The sequence below is a fragment of the Streptomyces sp. NRRL S-495 genome (genome assembly GCF_000966955.1).
In the GTDB taxonomy this organism is placed as follows: Bacteria; Actinomycetota; Actinomycetes; order Streptomycetales; family Streptomycetaceae; genus Kitasatospora; species Kitasatospora purpeofusca.
The window spans coordinates 1-19,092 of record NZ_JZWY01000187.1; the positions used below are offsets into that span (position 1 = coordinate 1).

Genomic DNA, 19,092 nt, shown 5'->3' on the forward strand with positions numbered 1-19,092 from the left:
CGCGGTCTCCCGCCCGGACGGCCCGCCCGCCGAGCAGCTGCTCGCCGAGGTCCGCGCCGCGCTCGCGAACGACCTGGACGCCCCGGCCGCGCTGGCCGCGGTGGACCGCTGGGCCGCCGCGCAGGAGAGCGACGGCGGTACCGGGATCGGGGCCCCGGGCCTGGTCACCCGCACCGTGGACGCACTGCTCGGCGTCGCGCTGTAGGGCGCGTCGTCGTACGAACGCCTGAGGGGCGTCGAGGCCAGTGGCCTCGACGCCCCTCAGGCGTTTCTGCGGCGTCCCTGCCGGGAGGCTCAGTCCTCCTCGGCGCCGTCCTGGCTCTCCCGGGCCGTCGGCGGCTCCGGCTCGGCCGGCCGCTCCGCGGTGGCGTGCCCGGAGACGGGCTTCTCACCGGTCGGCCCGACGTTCTCCCGGCGCCGCAGGTACCGCTCGAACTCCCGGGCGATCGCGTCGCCCGAGGCCTCCGGCAGCTCCGCGGTGTCCTGCGCCTCCTCCAACTGCTGGACGTACTCGGCGACCTCGCTGTCCTCGGCGGCCAGCTGGTCCACGCCCAGCTGCCACGCCCGGGCGTCCTCGCCGAGCTCGCCCGGCGGGATGCGCAGGTCCAGCAGGTCCTCCAGCTTGTTGACCAGCGCCAGGGTGGCCTTGGGGTTCGGCGGCTGCGCGACGTAGTGCGGCACCGCCGCCCACAGCGTCACGGCCGGCACCCCGGCGTGCGTGCACGCCTCCTGGAGCACCCCGACGATCCCGGTCGGTCCCTCGTAGCGGCTCTCCTCCAGCTCCAGCCGGCGGGCCAGCTCCGGGTCCGAGGTGACACCGCTGACCGGCACCGGGCGGCTGTGCGGGGTGTCGCCGAGCAGCGCGCCCAGGATCACCACCAGCTCCACGCCCAGCTCGTGCGCGAAGCCGAGCAGCTCGTTGCAGAACGAGCGCCAGCGCATGCTCGGCTCGATGCCGCGGACCAGCACGACGTCCCGGGTGGTCGGCTCGGTGACGCGGATCACCGAGAGCCGGGTGGTGGGCCAGGTGATCCGGCGCACCCCGCCGTCCAGCCACACGGTGGGCCGGTTGACCTGGAAGTCGTAGTACTCCTCCGCGTCGAGCGCGGCGAAGACCTTGCCGCCCCAGGTCTCGTCCAGGTGCGCCAGCGCGGCCGAGGCGGCGTCACCCGCGTCGTTCCACCCCTCGAAGGCGCACACCATCACCGGGTCGATCAACTCGGGAACTTCCTCCAGCTCGATCACCCAGCGTCTCCCTCCGGTCGGCAGCCACCGTGCCACCCGGCCGGGAATGCCCGGGTGCCGGCGGTCGGAAGCCGACGGTCGAACCTCTCGTCACCCATGGAACGCCTCGCTCCATGGTCCCTACCTGCCCAGCCTACGGGCTTTGAAGCGCCGTTCCGCCGGGCCACCGGGACAGTCTGGGCGAGGGGGCGGCCACGATCCAGCGGTTATCCCGGCGGGCCCCGGGGGACCGCCCCGGGTCCGGCCGCGCCCGGGCGGCGGGACGGCGCGATGATGGGTGGTGGGGCCGGGCGCGCAGGGTGTGAGGAGCCGGCGGATGAGCGGATGGCGGTGGACGGCGGCCGGGGCGGCCGCGGTGGTGGCGGTCACGGCGGGGCTGGCGGCGGCGGTGCTGGCCGCGGGCCGGCGGCTGCCGGTGGAACACGTCAGCGAGGGCGGGCTCGAACTGGACCGGCCGCCCGACGAGGTCTGGGACGTCCTGACCGCCGTCGACTTCTTCCCGGTCTGGCGCCCGGGGCTGGCGCACGTCGAGCGGCTGCCCGCCACCGCCGCGGGCCACCCCCGCTGGCGCGAGTACGGCAAGCACGGCCACACCACCTACGAGGTCGTGGAGAGCGCCGCCCCGCACCGCCTGGTGACCGGCATCGCCGACCCGGACCTGCCCTACGGCGGCACCTGGACGTACGTACTGACGCCGGCGGGCCGGGGCTGCACGCTCACCGTCACCGAGCACGGCGAGGTGTACCAGCCGCTGTACCGGGCCGTCTCCCACTACCTGACCGGCGAGGGCGCCACCGTCCACCGCTACCTGAGCGCGCTCGCCCACCGGATGGCCACGTCCGGCTAGGTCAGCGGACCCAGTCGCGCCGGTAGTCGGCCCAGTTCTGCTCGGTGGCGGCGAAGTCCACGTACAGGCCGACGCCGAAGTTCGGCCGGTGCGGGTCCTGCCGGCCCAGGCCCAGCCGGACGCCCCGGATCCCGGCGGTCACCGTCTCGGCGCGGCCCCAGTGGCCCCACTTGTCCTCCCAGTAGAACGGCAGGCCCATCAGCAGGTCGACCTCCGCCGGGGTGGCCTCCAGGGCGAGTTCGGTCTGGTAGGCGTTGTAGGCGCCGTAGAACCCCTCGGTCGGCATGCTGGAGTCGTAGGTCATCACCGCGATCTGGTCGACCCGGCGGGCGGTGGCGGTGAAGTACGCCTGGTCCCACCACTTGCCGTGGTCCGTGAGCGCGATGGCGACGGTGTGCTGGTAGGGCAGCGGGTCGATCTGCGGGGCGGCGACGGACAGTTTCGCGCCACGCCCGGCGGTGACCGGGCGGACCTGGTCGAGCAGGGCGAGCCAGCCGGCGGAGCCGGGGCGGATCGGCTCCATGTCGAAGTGCACGCCGTCGAAGCCGAGGTCCAGGACCTGGCGGGCGGAGGCGGTGACCCGGTCGCGGGTGGCGGCGTCCTCCAGGTCCAGGGCGTCCTTCTCGGGCTTCACCTCGTCGCCGAGCCAGCTCTGCACCCGGACCCCGGGCAGCGCCCGGTGCGCGGCCTCGGTGAACCAGCGCGCCCGGGGGTGCACGGCGGGCGGCAGCGAGCCGTCGTGCTCCAGCGGACCGGTGTGCACATAGAGGTCGCGGACGCCGGTGCCGGCCAGCCGTTCGGCGAGCGCCGCGAGGTCCGCGTCACTCTTCCGGCCGTCCACCCAGGCGTGGCCGAGCCAGAGTGCGTCACGGCCGCGGCTGCGGGCCTCGGGGGAGGGGTCGCCGACGTACTGCAGGCGCAGCGCGAGCGCCGCCGAGCCGACCGGGACCAGCACCACGGCCAGCGCCGTCAGCGCCACCACCAGGCTCTTGCGCCATCGCGACCAGCCGCGCCAGCGGGACCGGAGCGCCCGCGTCCGGGCGGCCGCGGCGCTCCCGGTCCGCCGGACGCCGTCTCGTATCAGTGTCCGAATCCTGGTCACCCGGTCGTTCCCCCCTGTTCGGCCGAGCGTTCAGGATACGGAATAGGTGGCCTTCTCCCGGCGGGGGCCGGATACCCTGGCCACGTGCGTCCCCGATTCAGCGGGTTCGCAAAGCCGACAGCCGTCGCACCCAGGGAGAAGCCCCATGGCCATTGCCGCCAGCCCGTCCGTCACCCCGCAGAGCCGCGCGAACGCGCTGCGTGAGGCACTCGCCACCCGGGTGGTGGTCGCCGACGGAGCGATGGGCACCATGCTCCAGGCGCAGGACCCGACGCTGGAGGACTTCCAGAACCTGGAGGGCTGCAACGAGGTCCTCAACCTGACCAGGCCCGACATCGTCCGCTCGGTCCACGACGCCTACTTCGCGGTGGGCGTGGACTGCGTGGAGACCAACACCTTCGGCGCCAACTTCTCCGCGCTCGGCGAGTACGAGATCGCCGACCGGATCTTCGAGCTCTCCGAGGCCGGTGCCCGGCTGGCCCGCGAGGCCGCCGACGCGCACGCCGCCGGGGACGGCCGCACCCGCTGGGTGCTCGGCTCGATCGGCCCCGGCACCAAGCTGCCGACCCTGGGCCACGCCCCGTACGAGGTCCTGCGCGAGGGCTTCCGGGTGAACGCGGCCGGTCTGATCGCCGGCGGCGCGGACGCCCTGCTGGTGGAGACCAGCCAGGACCTGCTGCAGACCAAGGCCGCGATCCTGGGTTCCAAGCAGGCCCTGGCCGAGGCGGGCCTGGACCTGCCGGTGCTGGTCCAGGTGACGGTGGAGACCACGGGCACCATGCTGCTCGGCTCGGAGATCGGCGCCGCGCTGACCGCGCTGGAGCCGCTCGGCGTCGACTACATCGGTCTGAACTGCGCCACCGGCCCGGCCGAGATGAGCGAGCACCTGCGCTACCTGGCGAAGAACGCCCGGATCGGGCTGTCCTGCATGCCCAACGCGGGCCTGCCGGTGCTGGGCAAGGACGGCGCGCACTACCCGCTGAGCCCGTCCGAGCTGGCCGACGCGCACGACCTGTTCACCCGCGACTACGGGCTCTCGCTGGTCGGCGGCTGCTGCGGCACCACCCCCGAGCACCTGCGCCAGGTGGTCGAGCGGGTGCAGGGCCGTCCGGTCGCCCCGCGCGAGCCGCGCCCCGAGTCGGCCGCGTCCTCGCTGTACCAGTCGGTGCCGTTCCGTCAGGACACCTCGTACCTGGCGATCGGCGAGCGCACCAACGCCAACGGTTCGAAGAAGTTCCGCGAGTCGATGCTGGCCGGCGACTGGCAGGCCTGCGTGGAGATCGCCCGGGACCAGATCCGGGACGGCTCCCACCTGCTGGACCTCTGCGTGGACTACGTCGGCCGTGACGGCGTCGCCGACATGAAGGAGATCGCCGGCCGGCTGGCCACCGCCTCCACCCTGCCGATCGTGCTGGACTCCACCGAGCCGGAGGTGCTGCGGGCCGGTCTGGAGTCGCTCGGCGGGCGCGCCGTGCTGAACTCGGTGAACTACGAGGACGGCGACGGCCCGGACACCCGCTTCGGCCGGATCGCCTCGCTGGCCCGCGAGCACGGCGCCGGCCTGATCGCGCTGACCATCGACGAGGAGGGCCAGGCCCGCACCGCCGCCAAGAAGGTCGAGATCGCCGAGCGGCTGATCGCCCAGCTGACCGGCGAGTACGGCGTCGACGAGGGCTCGATCCTGGTCGACTGCCTGGCGTTCACCCTGGGCACCGGTCAGGAGGAGTCGCGCCGGGACGGCATCGAGACCATCGAGGCGATCCGCGAGCTCAAGCGCCGCCACCCGGACGTGCAGACCACCCTCGGTCTGTCCAACATCTCCTTCGGCCTCAGCCCGGCCGCCCGGATGGTGATCAACTCGGTCTTCCTGAACGAGTGCGTCGAGGCGGGCCTGGACTCGGCGATCGTGCACGCCTCCAAGATCCTGCCGATGGCGCGGATCCCCGAGGACCAGCGCGAGGTCGCGCTCGACCTGGTGTACGACCGGCGCAGCGAGGGCTACGACCCGCTCCAGAAGCTGCTGCAGCTGTTCGAGGGCGTCTCCTCCTCCTCGGTCAGGGCCTCCAAGGCGGAGGAGCTGGCCGCGCTGCCGCTGGAGGAGCGGCTCCAGCGCCGGATCATCGACGGCGAGCGGAACGGCCTGGAGGCCGACCTCGACGAGGCGCTGACGGAGCGCCCGGCACTGGAGATCGTCAACAGCACGCTGCTGGCGGGCATGAAGGTGGTCGGCGAGCTGTTCGGCTCCGGCCAGATGCAGCTGCCGTTCGTGCTCCAGTCGGCCGAGGTCATGAAGACCGCGGTGGCCCACCTGGAGCCGCACATGGAGAAGTCCGACGACGAGGGCAAGGGCACCATCGTGCTGGCCACCGTCAAGGGCGACGTCCACGACATCGGCAAGAACCTGGTCGACATCATCCTGTCCAACAACGGCTACACCGTGGTCAACCTGGGCATCAAGCAGCCGGTCTCGGCGATCCTGGACGCCGCCCAGGAGCACCGGGCGGACGTCATCGGGATGTCCGGCCTGCTGGTGAAGTCCACCGTGATCATGAAGGAGAACCTGCAGGAGCTGAACCAGCGCAAGCTGGCGGCCGACTACCCGGTGATCCTCGGCGGCGCCGCGCTGACCCGCGCCTACGTCGAGCAGGACCTGCACGAGATCTACGAGGGCGAGGTCCGCTACGCCCGGGACGCCTTCGAGGGCCTGCGGCTGATGGACGCGCTGATCGCGGTCAAGCGCGGCGTGCCCGGCGCCACCCTGCCCGAGCTCAAGCAGCGCCGGCACGCCCGGGTCGAGGTCGAGGAACCGGAGGAGGTCAACCTCGGCCAGATCCGCTCCGACGTCGCGGTCGACAACCGGGTGCCCGAGCCGCCGTTCTGGGGCGACCGGATCGTCAAGGGCGTGCCGTTCGCCGACTACTCCTCCTGGCTGGACGAGGACGCGCTGTTCAAGGGGCAGTGGGGCCTCAAGGCCGCCCGGAGCGGCGAGGGCCCCTCGTACGAGGAGCTGGTGGAGACCGAGGGCCGGCCGCGGCTGCGGATGTGGCTGGACCGGCTGCAGACCGAGGGCTGGCTGGAGGCGGCGGTCGTCTACGGCTTCTACCCGGCGAACTCCAAGGGCGACGACCTGGTCGTCTTCCACGAGGACGGCAGCGAGCGGACCCGCTTCACCTTCCCGCGCCAGCGGCGCGGGCGCCGGCTCTGCCTGGCCGACTTCTTCCGTCCGGAGGAGTCCGGGGTCCGCGACGTGCTGGGCCTCCAGGTGGTCACCATGGGCAACCGGATCTCCGAGGCGGCCAACGAGCTGTTCGCCGACAACTCCTACCGGGACTACCTGGAGCTGCACGGCCTGTCCGTCCAGCTGGCCGAGGCGCTGGCCGAGTTCTGGCACGCCCGGGTCCGCTACGAGCTGGGCTTCGGCGACGAGGACCCGCAGGACGTCAAGGACATGTTCGCGCTCAAGTACCGCGGCGCCCGGTTCTCGCTCGGCTACGGGGCCTGCCCGGAGCTGGAGGACCGCGCCAAGATCGCCGAGCTGCTGAAGCCCGAGCGGATCGGCGTGGTGCTCTCCGAGGAGTTCCAGCTGCACCCCGAGCAGTCCACCGACGCGATTGTGATCCACCACCCGGAGGCCAAGTACTTCAACGCCCGGTAATGCCCACGCTGCGCAGCGTTCGCTTCATTCGGGGTCCCCGGGCGTATCCTTGATGATCCTGAACGGGCCGGTCCGCTCAAAAGCGGGCCGGCCTGTGCCATCCCCGGGTCCGATCCGGGCACGGACGGAAGGATCCCGCCAATGACCACCATCTCCACCGCCACCCCGACTCTCGGCCGCGGCGACGACGACCGGGGCCTGCAGGCGGTGCTGCTGGACATGGACGGGACGCTGGTCGACACCGAGGACTACTGGTGGCAGGCGGAGGCCTCGCTCTTCGCCGAGCTGGGCCACGAGCTGACCGCCGAGGACCGCGCCCAGGTGGTCGGCGGCCCGATGACCCGGGTCATCGACCACCTGCTGGCCAGCACCGGGGTGGACCTCTCGCCGGCCGAGCTGACCGTGCTGATCAACCGGCGCTTCGTCGACCTGCTGGACGGCGGGGTGCCGCTGATGCCGGGCGCCGAGCGGCTGCTCAACACGCTGGCCGCGCACGGCATCCCGGCCGCCCTGGTGTCCGCCTCGCACCGGCACATCATCGACCTCGTGCTCCGCTCGCTCGGCGCCGAGCACTTCGCCTTCTCGGTCGCGGGCGACGAGGTGGCCCGCACCAAGCCGCACCCGGACCCGTACCTGGAGGCGGCCCGCCGGCTCGGCGCCGAACCGGCCCGCTGCGTGGTGGTGGAGGACGCGCCGACCGGGGTGCGGGCCGCCGAGGCGGCCGGCTGCCCGGTGATCGCCGTTCCCTCGGTGGCGCCGATCGAGCCCGCGCCGGGGCGTCTGGTGCTGTCCTCGCTGGAACAGGTCGATCTGGAGCTGTTGCGCTCGCTGGTCGCCTCGCGAGTGTGATTGTCGTCTCATTGCGGAGCGCCAGTACCGACCGGTAAGCGGACGGATCCGGCCGGGCCGGGAGACTGCCCGGGGAGAAAACGGGCATTGCCTGACAACTCGTAGGAGAGGCCAGCCCAGCGCACCCGCCCGTGTCCCAACTGTCACCTGTGCGGGTATCGGGGGTGTGTGTTCGATATGGCACGCTACTCCAGTTCGTTCCACCCCCGAGCCCAGGCACCGCCGCTGACGGGCACCCCCGTCGTGCCCGCGGTCGCAGCCCCGCACCCAGAAGGACGCGACCCGTGAAGAACTCCGCTGAACGACTGGCCGCGCTCGGCTGCGCCGGAATCGTGGCCGTGTCGGTGGCCGGCTGCGGCTCGGTGACCGACGCCGTCAAGGGCGACGGCGACAAGGCGATCACCCTGGGCACCACCGCGACGACCACCGCCCTGGACCCGGCCGTCGCCTACGACGCCGGCTCCTGGCTGCTGCTGCGCAACACCTTCCAGTCGCTGCTGAGCTACCCGGCCGCGTCCAGCGCCCCCACCCCGGACGCCGCCCAGGCCTGCGAGTTCACCGCCGGCGACGCCACCCAGTACCACTGCACGCTCAAGAGCGGGCTGAAGTTCTCCAACGGCCACGCGCTGACCTCCGCCGACGTCGTCCACTCGATCCAGCGGACCCTGAAGATCAACGACGCCAACGGCCCGGCCGGCCTGCTGTCGTCGATCAAGACGGTCGAAGCGGTCAACGACACCGAGGTGCTCTTCCACCTCGCCCAGCCCGACGCCACTCTCCCGGCCAAGCTGGCCGGCCCGGCCGGCGCGATCGTCGACCAGGAGGTCTTCCCGGCCGACAGGGCGCTGTCGAACGACAAGCTGGTCGGCTCCGGCCCGTACCGGATCGACTCCATCGAGGCGACCCCCAAGAGCGGCCCGGCCAAGGTCGTGCTCCTGCCGAACGACAAGTACACCGGCGACGCCAAGCTGCGGAACAAGAAGTTCGTGCTGCGCTACTTCGACAAGCCGACCGACCTCAAGACCGCGATCGACAACGGTGAGGTCGACCTGGCCGACAACAGCCTGGAGCCGAACACCGCCGCGCAGATCCTCTCCGACCAGCAGGGCGGCAAGACCGACCTGCGCGTCGTCGAGGGCGACAGCAACGACACCCGCTACCTGGTGTTCAACACCAAGGACGCCACCGCCGGCAACGTCGCCGTCCGTCAGGCCGCCGCCCAGCTGGTCGACCGCAAGTCGCTCTCCCGCGACGTCTTCGCGCGCACCGTCCAGGCGCTGTACTCGATGGTCCCGGCCGGCGTCACCGGCCACAACACGGCCTTCTTCGACCGCTACGGCGACCAGGACCCCGCAAAGGCCAAGGCGATCCTCGCCGCCGCCAAGGTGGCCACCCCGGTCAAGCTCAACCTCACCTGGTCGCGCTCGCGCGCCGAGGCCGTCGAGGCCGAGACCCTCAAGAAGCAGCTGGAGGCCGGCGGCCTGTTCCAGGTCACCGTCCAGCAGGAGCCCGACTGGGACGCCTTCAAGAAGGGCTGGAACGAGAGCAAGTACCAGATGTACCTGATCGGCTGGTTCGCGGACTACCCGGACCCGGACAACTACGTCGCGCCGCTGATCGTCGAGGGCGGTTCCTACCACCACGGCTGGGACGACCCGCGGATCAGCCAGAAGCTGGTGCCCGACACCCTCAAGCAGACCGACCGCGCCACCGCCAGCAGCCTCTACGCCCAGATCCAGGGCATCGTGGCCGAGAACGTCCCGCTGATCCCGCTGTTCCAGAACAAGGCGTTCTACACCTCCCGGTCCAACATCACCGGCGTGGAGTCGACCGTCGACACCACCGGCTTCTTCCGCTTCTGGGAGATCGGCCGGGTCGGCAAGGGCAAGTGACCCGAGGGGCCGGCGCCCCGCCCACGACGAAGCGGCCCGTCCGCCACCACCCCGGACCGGGGCAGCGGCGGACGGGCCGCCGTCCGTTCCCGGCGCCTACAGCGCGCCCGGCCGCACCAGGCCGCTCTCGTACGCGTACACCGCCGCCTGCACCCGGTCGCGCAGCTGCAGCTTCGTCAGCACATGGCCGACATGCGTCTTCACCGTCGTCTCGCTGACGAACAGCTCCGCCGCGATCTCCGCGTTCGACAGCCCGCGCGCCACCAGCTTCAGCACCTCCAGCTCCCGCTCGGTCAGCGCGTTCAGCGCCTGCGGCGGCGCCTCCTCGCCCGAGGGCAGCTTGGTGGCGTACATGTCCAGCAGCCGACGGGTGATCGACGGCGCCAGCATCGCCGCGCCGTCCGCCACCACCCGGATCGCCTGCACCAGCTCCTCCGCCGGCACGTCCTTCAGCAGGAAGCCGCTCGCACCCGCGCGCAGCGCCTCCACCACGTACTCGTCCAGGTCGAAGGTGGTCAGCACCAGCACCTTCGCCGGGCCGTCCCGCCCCGGACCGGCGATCCGGCGGGTCGCCTCCACCCCGTCCATCCGCGGCATCCGGATGTCCATCAGCACCACATCGGGCTGCAGCGCCCGCACCTGGTCAAGCGCCTGCTGGCCGTCGCCGGCCTCACCGACCACCACCAGGTCGGACTCGGCCTCCAGGATCATCCGGAAACCGGTGCGCAGCAGCGGCTGGTCGTCGACCAGCAGCACTCGGATCGTCACCTAGGACTCCTTGCTCGTCGGATCCCCCGTGGGATCGTCCTCGTCGGGCGTACGCGCCAGTGGCAGCGGGTACGGCGGGGGCGTGCCGGACAGCTGGCCCGGTGGTCGCACCAGTCGCAGAGCCGGTTGCGGGTCGCCGGGAAGTCGCCGGTCGCCACCGCCAGGCCGATCCGCTCCCACAGCGCCAGCAGCTTGCGCTCCACGGCCAGCAGGTCCGCCTCGTCCGGGTCGTAGCTGACCACGTCCCCGCCGCCGCCCAGGTAGACCAGCTGCAGCCGCCGGGGGAGCACGCCCTTCCAGCGCCAGACCACCAGCGCGTAGAACTTCATCTGGAACATCGCCCTGCCCTCGAAATCCCTCGAGGGCGCCCGGCCGGTCTTGTAGTCCACCAACCGGACCTCGCCGGTCGGCGCGACGTCGACCCGGTCGATGTAGCCGCGCAGCAGCAGCCCCGACTCCAGGGCCGTCTCCACGTAGAGCTCGCGCTCCACCGGGTGCAGCCGGGTCGGGTCCTCCAGCCGGAACCACTGGGCGACCAGCTTCTCCGCGTCCCCCAGCCAGCGCGTCAGCGCCGCGCCGTCCGGGTCCTCCGGGAACAGCCCGGCCAGCTCCGGCCGCTCGCCCAGCAGCCGCTCCCACTGCGGGCGCAGCAGCCCCAGCGCCCGCTCCGGCGTACGGTCCGCCGCCGGGGAGTCGAACAGCCGCTCCAGCACCGCGTGCACCAGCGTGCCCCGGGTCGCCGCCGAGCTCGGCGGCTCCGGCAGCCGGTCGATCACCCGCAGCCGGTACAACAGCGGGCAGGTCAGGAAGTCGCCCGCGCGCGACGGGGACAGCCCGGTCGGGGCCGCCGCCGCCCGCGCCGGGGCCACGACGGCGCTGCTGGTCTCGGTCTGCTGCATACCCCAGACCCTATTGCCCTGCGCTGTCATCCCGCTGCCACGGTGCTGCCGCAAGCCGCCCGCGGGTGGGTATGAAGGCAGTGGGAAGGCGAGGGGCGCGCGCCGGACGACCGCCCCGATCACGTAGCGTGGGCGCACCGGCGCGCGGCGCGCGCCGGTGGCAGACGGACGAAGGGAACACGGTGAGCGACTCCAGTGGCCGGCGGACCTCCGACCAGCCACCGCACGACAGCGGCACCCGGCCCGGGCCCCCGCCGCCCGAGGACCCGGAGCCCCGCGGCGGCATCCTGATGGGCCGCCCCTTCGGCGTACCGATCTACGTCACCCCGTCCTGGTTCGTCATCGCCGCCCTCATCACCTGGGTCTTCGGCGGCCAGCTCGACCGGGTCCTGCCCGAGCTCGGCGCCGCCCGCTACCTCCTCGCCTTCTTCTTCGCCGTCGCCTTCTACGGCTCGGTGCTGATCCACGAACTCGCCCACACCCTGGTCGCCCTGCGCTACAAGCTCGGCGTGCGCCGCATCCAGCTGCAGTTCTTCGGCGGCGTCTCGGAGATCGAGAACGAGGCCGAACGCCCCTGGCGCGAGTTCTGGCTGGCCTTCGTCGGCCCACTGCTCTCGCTCGTCCTCGGCGGCGTGTTCTACCTCGCCCTCCAGGCCGTCGAGCTGTCCACCGTCCCCGGCGTCCTGCTCACCGGCCTGATGGTCTCCAACCTCGTCGTCGCCGCCTTCAACCTGCTGCCCGGCCTGCCGCTCGACGGCGGCCGGATGCTGCGCGCCGTCGTCTGGGCGGTCACCGGCCGGCCGATGACCGGCACCGTCGCCGCCGCCTGGGCCGGCCGGGTGCTCGCCGTCGCCGTCCTGATCGGCCTGCCGCTGGTCAGCTCCGCCCGCGAACTCGACCGCAGCCGCACCGACACCCTGGTCGACGCCGTCCTCGCCGCCGTCCTCGCCGCCATCATCTGGAACGGCGCCACCGGCGCCCTGCGCAACGCCCGGCTCAAGGAGGTCCTGCCCGGCCTGCGGCTGCGCGACCTCGCCCGCCGGGCCGTCGAGGTCACCGCCGACACCCCGCTCGGCGAGGCCATGCGGCGCGCCCACGAGGCCCAGGCCGGCGCCGTCGTCGTCGTCGACGGGCGCGGCGAGCCGATCGCCCTCGTCCGCGAGTCCGCCGTGCGCGCCGTCCCCGAGCACCGCCGCCCCTGGGTCGCCGTCGGCCCGCTCGCCCGCGACCTCGAACCCGGGCTGCGGCTCTCCGCCGACCTCGCCGGCGAGGACCTGCTGCGCGCCGTCCGGGCCACCCCCGCCGGGGAGTACTTGGTGGTCGAGGAGGACGGACGGGTGTTCGGCGTCGCCACGCTCACCGACATCGAACAGCGGCTGACCGCCGCCGTCAGCGGCCGCTGAGACCACCGCCCGGCAAGGCGGGGACGATCACCTGGTCAGGCGGACGGCGCGCTTCCCTTAGGATTGTCCGCATGTCCGAACCGACCGGTGCCACCCGCCGACGCGGGCCCTTCCAGGTCGGGGACCAGGTCCAGCTGACCGACCCCAAGGGCCGCCACTACACGTTCACGCTCCAGGCCGGGAACCAGTTCCACACCCACAAGGGTGCGTTCCCCCACGACGAGCTGATCGGCGCCCCCGAGGGCACGGTCGTGCGCACCACGGGGAACGTCCCGTACCTCGCGCTGCGCCCCCTGCTCCCCGACTACGTCCTGTCCATGCCGCGCGGCGCCGCCGTGATCTACCCCAAGGACGCGGGGCAGATCCTGGCGATGGCCGACATCTTCCCGGGTGCCCGCGTGGTCGAGGCCGGCGTCGGCTCCGGCGCGCTGTCCACGTACCTGCTGCGCGCCGTCGGCGACACCGGCCTGCTCGCCTCGTACGAGCGCCGCCAGGACTTCGCCGACATCGCGCAGTCCAACGTCGAGCGCTACTTCGGCGGCTCGCACCCGGCGTGGAAGCTCACCGTCGGCGACCTCCAGGACAACCTGGTCGAGTCCGACGTCGACCGCGTCATCCTGGACATGCTCGCCCCCTGGGAGTGCCTGGACGTCGCCTCCAAGGCGCTCGTCCCCGGCGGCCTCATCTGCTGCTACGTGGCCACCACCACGCAGATGTCCAGGACCGTCGAGGCGCTGCGCGAGCACGGGACCTACACCGAGCCGCAGGCCTGGGAGACCATGGTCCGCACCTGGCACCTGGAGGGCCTGGCCGTCCGCCCGGACCACCGGATGATCGGCCACACCGGCTTCCTGCTCACCGCCCGGCGCCTCGCCGACGGCGTCGAGCCGCCGCTGCGCCGCCGCCGCCCGGCCAAGGGCGCCTACGGCGAGGAGTACGACAACGGGGCCCCCGAGCCCACCCTGCAGGAGCGCGCGGCCGCCCGGGCCGCCGCCCGCACCGAGGGCGCCGACCAGGTCGACCTCGGCTGAGAACACCTCCCGGAGGGGTGGTACGGCATCGCCGTACCACCCCTCCCGCGTTCCCGCACACCCGTGACACCTCCCGGCCGCCCCGGTGTGGGACGATGCTCGCTCACACAGACCACTGGAGGGGACGCCTGGTGGAGACCGCGGTCGGGACGACGGCTGGACAGCGGACCGCGACGGGCCGCACCGGCCCCGGTCGGGGGCGCACCACCCCCTGGCACTGGGGCGTGACGGTGGGAGGCTGCGCCGCCGTGGTGGCGGCCGCACTCGCCGCCGGCCCCGCCGGCGGCACCACCGGGCCCGCCCGGCCCACCCCCAAGGCCCTGCCCGCGGCGGCCGCACCCGATCCGGCCCGGGCCGAACTCCCGCTCGACTGCGGGCCGTTCCCGGTGACCATAGCCGTCAGCTTCGCCGCCGACCTCGGCGACGGCCGGCCCGGTACCGTCACCGCCGCGCACTGCGCGGCCGGGAACGGCACCCCGCCCGACGGCGTCTTCCTGCTCGGCCCCGGCCCCGGCGGCCGCCCCGCCGTGCTCGCCACCCTGCTCTCGGAGCGCGAGAACCTGATCGTCAGCCGGCTCGCGCTGCGTTCGGACGGCGCCATCACCGGCCACGCGCAGGGGTACTCGAGCGACGAGGTGCCGCGCTTCGCCCCCGACATCTCGCTCGACCTCACCTGGACGCACAAGGGCGGCGCCTGGGACCGCTCCCAGACCGCCGCCCCACTGGCCCTCACCTAGGCCGTACCCGGGCCGTGCCGGCCCGGGCCTGCTCGGCCTACTCGGCGTCAGGCCCGAAGACCTCGACCCGGTCGTTGACCCGGCGCACGTGGATGCAGTCGCCGGGGCAGTCCTTCACCGAGTCCACCACGTCCTGAAGCAGCGTCAGCGGCACTCGCACCGTCTCGCCCGGCTGCTGGCGCAGCTCGTCGTCCTCGCCCTTCACATAGGCGAGGCCGTCGATGTCCAGCTCGAAGACCTCCGGGGCGTACTGCGCGCAGATGCCGTCGCCGGTGCACAGGTCCTGGTCGATCCAGACTTCCAGCGGCTCTGCCGCTGCCGTCGTCCCGCTCACCGACATGTTTCGTCCGCCGTTTCTGTCCCGGGACGCCCCGTCCTGGGGCATTCCCGCCATTCGTACAACGATCGGACCTCGGGCGTCGGTCGCGATCGGATATCGACTCGATCGACGATACATCTGGTCCGCTTTGGCCGGTGCGCGGTGGGTATCCCCCTAGCAGAGGGGAAGCACGCGAGGGCGAAGATCGGACACGCCCGTTCCATCTTTCTTGATCTAGGGGTTTACGGACCCCTGGTCCCAGGTAGGGTCTGGAAGCGTCCAGCTCCCCGGAGGAGGTGAGGACCGTGGCAGCCCACGATGACGACTACAACCGCAGCACCGGCAGGCCCGCTCGTGGTTCCGACGAGGCCGCTCAGGTCTCGTACCTTGAGCAGGAAATCGCCGGACTGCGCCGCAAGCTCGCCGACTCGCCGCGCAATTCGAGAATCCTCGAAGAGCGGATCGTCGAGCTCCAGACCAACCTGGCCGGCGTGACCGCCCAGAACGAACGGCTCGCCTCCACCCTGCGCGAGGCCCGCGACCAGATCGTGGCCCTCAAGGAGGAAGTGGACCGGCTGGCACAGCCCCCGGCCGGATTCGGCGTGTTCCTCAGCTCCAACGAGGACGGCACCGCCGACATCTTCACCGGCGGCCGCAAGCTCCGCGTGAACGTCAGCCCCAACGTCGCCCTCGACGAACTGCGGCGCGGCCAGGAAGTGATGCTCAACGAGGCCCTCAACATCGTGGACGCGATGGCCTTCGAGAGCATCGGCGACCTCGTCACCCTCAAGGAGGTCCTCGAGGACGGTGAGCGGGCCCTGGTCGTCGGCCACACCGACGAGGAGCGGGTGGTGCGCCTCGCCGAACCGCTGCGCGAGATCACCCTCCGGGCGGGGGACGCCCTCCTGCTCGAACCGCGGTCCGGCTACGTGTACGAGGTCGTGCCGAAGGCCGAGGTCGAGGAGCTCGTCCTCGAAGAGGTCCCGGACATCGACTACCGCCAGATCGGCGGCCTGGCGAACCAGATCGAGCAGATCCGCGACGCGGTCGAGCTGCCCTACCTGCACGCCGACCTCTTCAAGGAGTACGAGCTGCGCCCGCCCAAGGGCGTCCTGCTCTACGGCCCGCCCGGCTGCGGCAAGACGCTGATCGCCAAGGCGGTGGCGAACTCGCTGGCCAAGAAGGTCGCCGAGGTCACCGGCCGGCCCCAGGGGAAGAGCTACTTCCTCAACATCAAGGGTCCGGAGCTGCTCAACAAGTACGTCGGTGAGACCGAGCGGCAGATCCGCCTGGTCTTCCAGCGGGCCCGCGAGAAGGCCAGCGAGGGCACGCCGGTCATCGTCTTCTTCGACGAGATGGAGTCGCTCTTCCGCACCCGCGGCTCCGGCGTCAGCTCGGACGTGGAGAACACCATCGTCCCGCAGCTGCTCGCCGAGATCGACGGCGTGGAGGGCCTGGAGAACGTCATCGTCATCGGCGCCTCGAACCGCGAGGACATGATCGACCCGGCGATCCTGCGGCCCGGCCGCCTGGACGTCAAGATCAAGATCGAGCGCCCGGACGCCGAGGCGGCCAAGGACATCTTCTCCAAGTACCTCAAGGGCTCGCTGCCCTTCCACCCGGACGACGTCAAGGAGCACGACGGCTCGCTGGAGGCCACCGTCGCCGCGATGATCCAGTCCGTGGTGGAGCGGATGTACTCCGAGACGGAGGAGAACCGCTTCCTGGAGGTCACCTACGCCAACGGTGACAAGGAGGTCCTGTACTTCAAGGACTTCAACTCCGGCGCGATGATCCAGAACATCGTCGACCGGGCCAAGAAGATGGCCATCAAGGACTACCTCGACCACGGCCAGCGGGGTCTGCGGGTCTCCCACCTGCTCAACGCCTGCGTGGACGAGTTCAAGGAGAACGAGGACCTGCCCAACACCACCAACCCGGACGACTGGGCCCGGATCTCCGGCAAGAAGGGCGAGCGGATCGTCTTCATCCGCACCCTGGTCACCGGGAAGCAGGGCGCCGAGTCCGGCCGCTCCATCGACACTGTCGCCAACACCGGGCAGTACCTGTAACCGGTCCGGTCCGGACCTCCGGAACGCACGCACCCCGTCCGGCTGTGGCGCCTCGCGGCCCCGCAGCCGGACGGCGCGTCTCGGGGCCCGCCGATCGGTACGGCGTTCTAGGCTCGACCCACCGTTCGCGGGCAGACGGCCCGGCGTCGGTGTTGATCAGCGGTACGTCAGCGTGTGCCGTCCGTCGGGGGCGGCGCACCGGGGCAAGGAGGGCCGCATGACCGTACGGCGCGTGATGGGCATCGAGACCGAGTACGGGATCTCCGTGCCCGGGCACCCCAACGCCAACGCCATGCTCACCTCGTCCCAGATCGTCAACGCGTACGCGGCGGCGATGCACCGGGCCCGGCGGGCCCGCTGGGACTTCGAGGAGGAGAATCCGCTGCGCGATGCCCGGGGCTTCGACCTCGCACGGGACATCGCCGACGCCAGCCAGCTGACGGACGAGGACATCGGCCTCGCCAACATCATCCTCACCAACGGCGCGCGGTTCTACGTGGACCACGCGCACCCCGAGTACAGCTCGCCCGAGGTGACCAACCCGCGCGACGCCGTGCTCTGGGACAAGGCCGGCGAACGGATCATGGCGGCAGCCGCACAGCGCGCCCTGGAACTGCCCAACGGGCAGACCATCCACCTGTACAAGAACAACACCGACAACAAGGGCGCCTCCTACGGCACCCACGAGAACTACCTGATGAAGCGGGCGACCCCGTTCGCCGACATCGTCCGCCACCTCACCCCGTTCTTCGTCTCCCGCCAGGTGGTCACCGGCGCCGGCCGGATCGGGATCGGGCAGGACGGCTCCGCGCACGGCTTCCAGATCAGCCAGCGCGCCGACTTCTTCGAGGTCGAGGTGGGACTGGAGACCACCCTCAAGCGCCCGATCATCAACACCAGGGACGAGCCGCACGCCGACGCCGAGAAGTACCGCCGGCTGCACGTGATCATCGGGGACGCCAACCTCTCCGAGATCTCCACCTACCTCAAGCTCGGCACCACCTCGCTGGTCCTGGCCATGATCGAGGACGCCTTCATCACCTCCGACCTGGCCGTCGACCAGCCGGTGCGCACCCTGCACCGGATCTCCCACGACCCCTCGCTGAAGCACCTGGTCACACTGCGCAGCGGGCGCCGGCTCACCGCCGTCCAGCTCCAGCTGGAGTACTTCGAGCTGGCCCGCAAGTACGTCGAGGACCGCTTCGGCACCGACGCCGACGAGCAGACCGTGGACGTGCTGGCCCGCTGGGAGGACGTGCTGGGCCGGCTGGAGCGGGACCCGATGTCGCTCTCCCGGCAGCTGGACTGGATCGCCAAGCGGGAGCTCCTGGAGGGCTACCGCAACCGGGACGGGCTGGAGTGGGACAACCCGCGGCTCGCCCTGGTCGACCTCCAGTACAGCGACGTGCGGCCCGAGAAGGGCCTCTACAACCGTCTGGTGGCCCGTGGCCGGTTCGACCGGCTGGTGACCGAGGAAGAGGTCGTCAGGGCCGTCACCAAGCCGCCGGAGGACACCCGGGCGTACTTCCGGGGGCGCTGTCTCGAGCAGTACGCGGAGCACGTCGCGGCGGCCTCCTGGGACTCGGTGATCTTCGACCTGCCGGGCCGGGACTCGCTGCAGCGGGTCCCCACCCTGGAGCCGCTGCGCGGCACCCGCAACCACGTCAAGGCGCTGCTGGACCGCTGCCGCACGGCGGAGGACCTGCTGCGGGTGCTCTCCGGCGGGTAACTTTTCGATCACCACGGGTGAAGCCCGGGCAAATGGGAATCATCCGGGGGGACGGCGGGTGTTGGACAGGAAGCGCCACCGGCAAACCGGAAGCGGGTTGTCGCAGCTTGTGTATAGGGTCGATGCAGCAAGCAGCGACCAAACCGTGCCAGATGATCGAGCGGGGTGAGGTAAATGGCGAGCAAGGACACCGGCGGCGGCCAGCAGCGGGCGAACCGCTCCTCCGAGGAGGTCGAGGAGCAGGCCGCGGAAGCGCAGAATTCCGACGAGCTCAAGGAACGCCAGGAAAAGCTGAGCGACGACGTCGACGCGGTTCTGGACGAAATCGACGAGGTCCTGGAATCGAACGCCGAGGATTTCGTGCGGCAGTTCGTGCAAAAGGGCGGACAGTAACCGGACCGGAAACCGGCCGGGCGCCCGGCGGGCATTCCGGGAATTCACGGTCGCGGCCGATGACGGCGGACGGGCGGCGCGAGCCGCCCGTCCGCCCGGTCCCGGCCCACGGGCCCGCTGGACAGTGATCGCCCGGCCGATAGGGTCGGGC

General features: G+C 71.8%; 13 protein-coding genes and 3 pseudogenes. 11 read left to right on the forward strand and 5 right to left on the reverse strand.

The features are described 5' to 3' along the window. A pseudogene (locus VR45_RS11785) lies at positions 1-205 on the forward strand (cysteine--1-D-myo-inosityl 2-amino-2-deoxy-alpha-D-glucopyranoside ligase); the annotation flags it as partial. An 89-nt stretch (positions 206-294) separates the two neighbouring features. Here the strand turns inward: VR45_RS11785 and VR45_RS11790 are convergent. After that, positions 295-1,245, reverse strand: coding sequence for a PAC2 family protein (locus tag VR45_RS11790; RefSeq protein WP_045939655.1), 951 nt, complete (start codon positions 1,243-1,245; stop codon positions 295-297). Between the two features lie 316 nt (positions 1,246-1,561). On the opposite strand from VR45_RS11790, the gene VR45_RS11795 reads away from it, so the two are divergent. Further along, a complete protein-coding gene (locus VR45_RS11795) occupies positions 1,562-2,092 on the forward strand; it encodes an SRPBCC family protein (RefSeq protein WP_052709017.1) in 531 nt (176 codons plus the stop codon). 1 nt (position 2,093) lies between these two features. Here VR45_RS11795 and VR45_RS11800 read toward each other — a convergent pair whose 3' ends face one another. Further along, positions 2,094-3,194: a glycosyl hydrolase family 18 protein gene (locus VR45_RS11800; protein WP_078896437.1), complete on the reverse strand. Its 1,101-nt coding sequence runs from the start codon at positions 3,192-3,194 to the stop codon at positions 2,094-2,096. 145 nt (positions 3,195-3,339) lie between these two features. On the opposite strand from VR45_RS11800, the gene metH reads away from it, so the two are divergent. The 3 genes from metH (at position 3,340) to VR45_RS11815 (ending at position 9,590) form a co-directional block, all read left to right on the forward strand. Beyond that, complete coding sequence (gene metH, locus VR45_RS11805; RefSeq protein ID WP_045939656.1) at positions 3,340-6,849, forward strand: methionine synthase; 3,510 nt, start codon at positions 3,340-3,342, stop codon at positions 6,847-6,849. A gap of 141 nt (positions 6,850-6,990) precedes the next feature. Next, positions 6,991-7,698 carry an HAD family phosphatase gene (locus VR45_RS11810; protein WP_045939657.1) on the forward strand — a complete coding sequence of 236 codons (708 nt, stop codon included), beginning with the start codon at positions 6,991-6,993 and terminating at the stop codon, positions 7,696-7,698. A 284-nt stretch (positions 7,699-7,982) separates the two neighbouring features. Beyond that, the gene (locus VR45_RS11815) at positions 7,983-9,590 is read left to right on the forward strand and encodes an ABC transporter substrate-binding protein (protein WP_045939658.1); all 1,608 of its coding nucleotides are present in this window, start codon (positions 7,983-7,985) and stop codon (positions 9,588-9,590) included. 96 nt (positions 9,591-9,686) lie between these two features. Here the strand turns inward: VR45_RS11815 and VR45_RS11820 are convergent, their stop codons facing one another. Both VR45_RS11820 and VR45_RS11825 read right to left on the reverse strand, forming a co-directional pair. Beyond that, the gene (locus VR45_RS11820; protein ID WP_030299918.1) at positions 9,687-10,358 is read right to left on the reverse strand and encodes a response regulator transcription factor; all 672 of its coding nucleotides are present in this window, start codon (positions 10,356-10,358) and stop codon (positions 9,687-9,689) included. Next, positions 10,359-11,257 (reverse strand): annotated as a pseudogene (locus VR45_RS11825) (PD-(D/E)XK nuclease family protein). A gap of 269 nt (positions 11,258-11,526) precedes the next feature. On the opposite strand from VR45_RS11825, the pseudogene VR45_RS11830 reads away from it, so the two are divergent. The 3 genes and pseudogenes from VR45_RS11830 to VR45_RS11840 all read left to right on the forward strand — a co-directional run. Further along, positions 11,527-12,660: pseudogene (locus tag VR45_RS11830) on the forward strand (site-2 protease family protein); the annotation flags it as partial. Between the two features lie 71 nt (positions 12,661-12,731). Continuing rightward, on the forward strand, positions 12,732-13,691 hold the full coding sequence (locus tag VR45_RS11835) for a tRNA (adenine-N1)-methyltransferase (RefSeq protein WP_045939660.1): 960 nt from the start codon (positions 12,732-12,734) through the stop codon (positions 13,689-13,691). 95 nt (positions 13,692-13,786) lie between these two features. Beyond that, positions 13,787-14,428, forward strand: a complete 642-nt coding sequence (locus VR45_RS11840; RefSeq protein ID WP_159394188.1) for a hypothetical protein — start codon at positions 13,787-13,789, stop codon at positions 14,426-14,428. A 37-nt stretch (positions 14,429-14,465) separates the two neighbouring features. On the opposite strand, the gene VR45_RS11845 is transcribed toward VR45_RS11840, so the two are convergent. Next, entirely contained in the window at positions 14,466-14,768 is a 303-nt protein-coding gene (locus VR45_RS11845) for a ferredoxin (protein ID WP_045939661.1), read from the reverse strand. Positions 14,769-15,052: 284 nt separating this feature from the next. On the opposite strand from VR45_RS11845, the gene arc reads away from it, so the two are divergent. The 3 genes from arc to VR45_RS11860 all read left to right on the forward strand — a co-directional run bounded on the left by arc (position 15,053) and on the right by VR45_RS11860 (position 18,941). After that, positions 15,053-16,819, forward strand: a complete 1,767-nt coding sequence (gene arc / locus VR45_RS11850; protein ID WP_045939662.1) for a proteasome ATPase — start codon at positions 15,053-15,055, stop codon at positions 16,817-16,819. A gap of 217 nt (positions 16,820-17,036) precedes the next feature. Then, on the forward strand, positions 17,037-18,548 hold the full coding sequence (gene dop / locus VR45_RS11855; protein WP_045939663.1) for a depupylase/deamidase Dop: 1,512 nt from the start codon (positions 17,037-17,039) through the stop codon (positions 18,546-18,548). A gap of 174 nt (positions 18,549-18,722) precedes the next feature. Then, a complete protein-coding gene (locus tag VR45_RS11860; protein WP_030299936.1) occupies positions 18,723-18,941 on the forward strand; it encodes a ubiquitin-like protein Pup in 219 nt (72 codons plus the stop codon). The last annotated feature ends 151 nt before the right edge of the window (positions 18,942-19,092 follow it).

What these genes read in the sequence shown, in the direction of transcription:
- VR45_RS11795 (WP_052709017.1), top strand. Translation starts at nt 1,562, where the DNA reads ATGAGCGGATGGCGGTGGACGGCGGCCGGGGCGGCCGCGGTGGTGGCG.
- metH (WP_045939656.1), top strand. Translation starts at nt 3,340, where the DNA reads ATGGCCATTGCCGCCAGCCCGTCCGTCACCCCGCAGAGCCGCGCGAAC.
- VR45_RS11810 (WP_045939657.1), top strand. Translation starts at nt 6,991, where the DNA reads ATGACCACCATCTCCACCGCCACCCCGACTCTCGGCCGCGGCGACGAC.
- VR45_RS11835 (WP_045939660.1), top strand. Translation starts at nt 12,732, where the DNA reads ATGTCCGAACCGACCGGTGCCACCCGCCGACGCGGGCCCTTCCAGGTC.
- VR45_RS11840 (WP_159394188.1), top strand. Translation starts at nt 13,787, where the DNA reads ATGCTCGCTCACACAGACCACTGGAGGGGACGCCTGGTGGAGACCGCG.
- VR45_RS11845 (WP_045939661.1), bottom strand. Translation starts at nt 14,768, where the DNA reads ATGTCGGTGAGCGGGACGACGGCAGCGGCAGAGCCGCTGGAAGTCTGG.
- dop (WP_045939663.1), top strand. Translation starts at nt 17,037, where the DNA reads ATGACCGTACGGCGCGTGATGGGCATCGAGACCGAGTACGGGATCTCC.
- VR45_RS11860 (WP_030299936.1), top strand. Translation starts at nt 18,723, where the DNA reads ATGGCGAGCAAGGACACCGGCGGCGGCCAGCAGCGGGCGAACCGCTCC.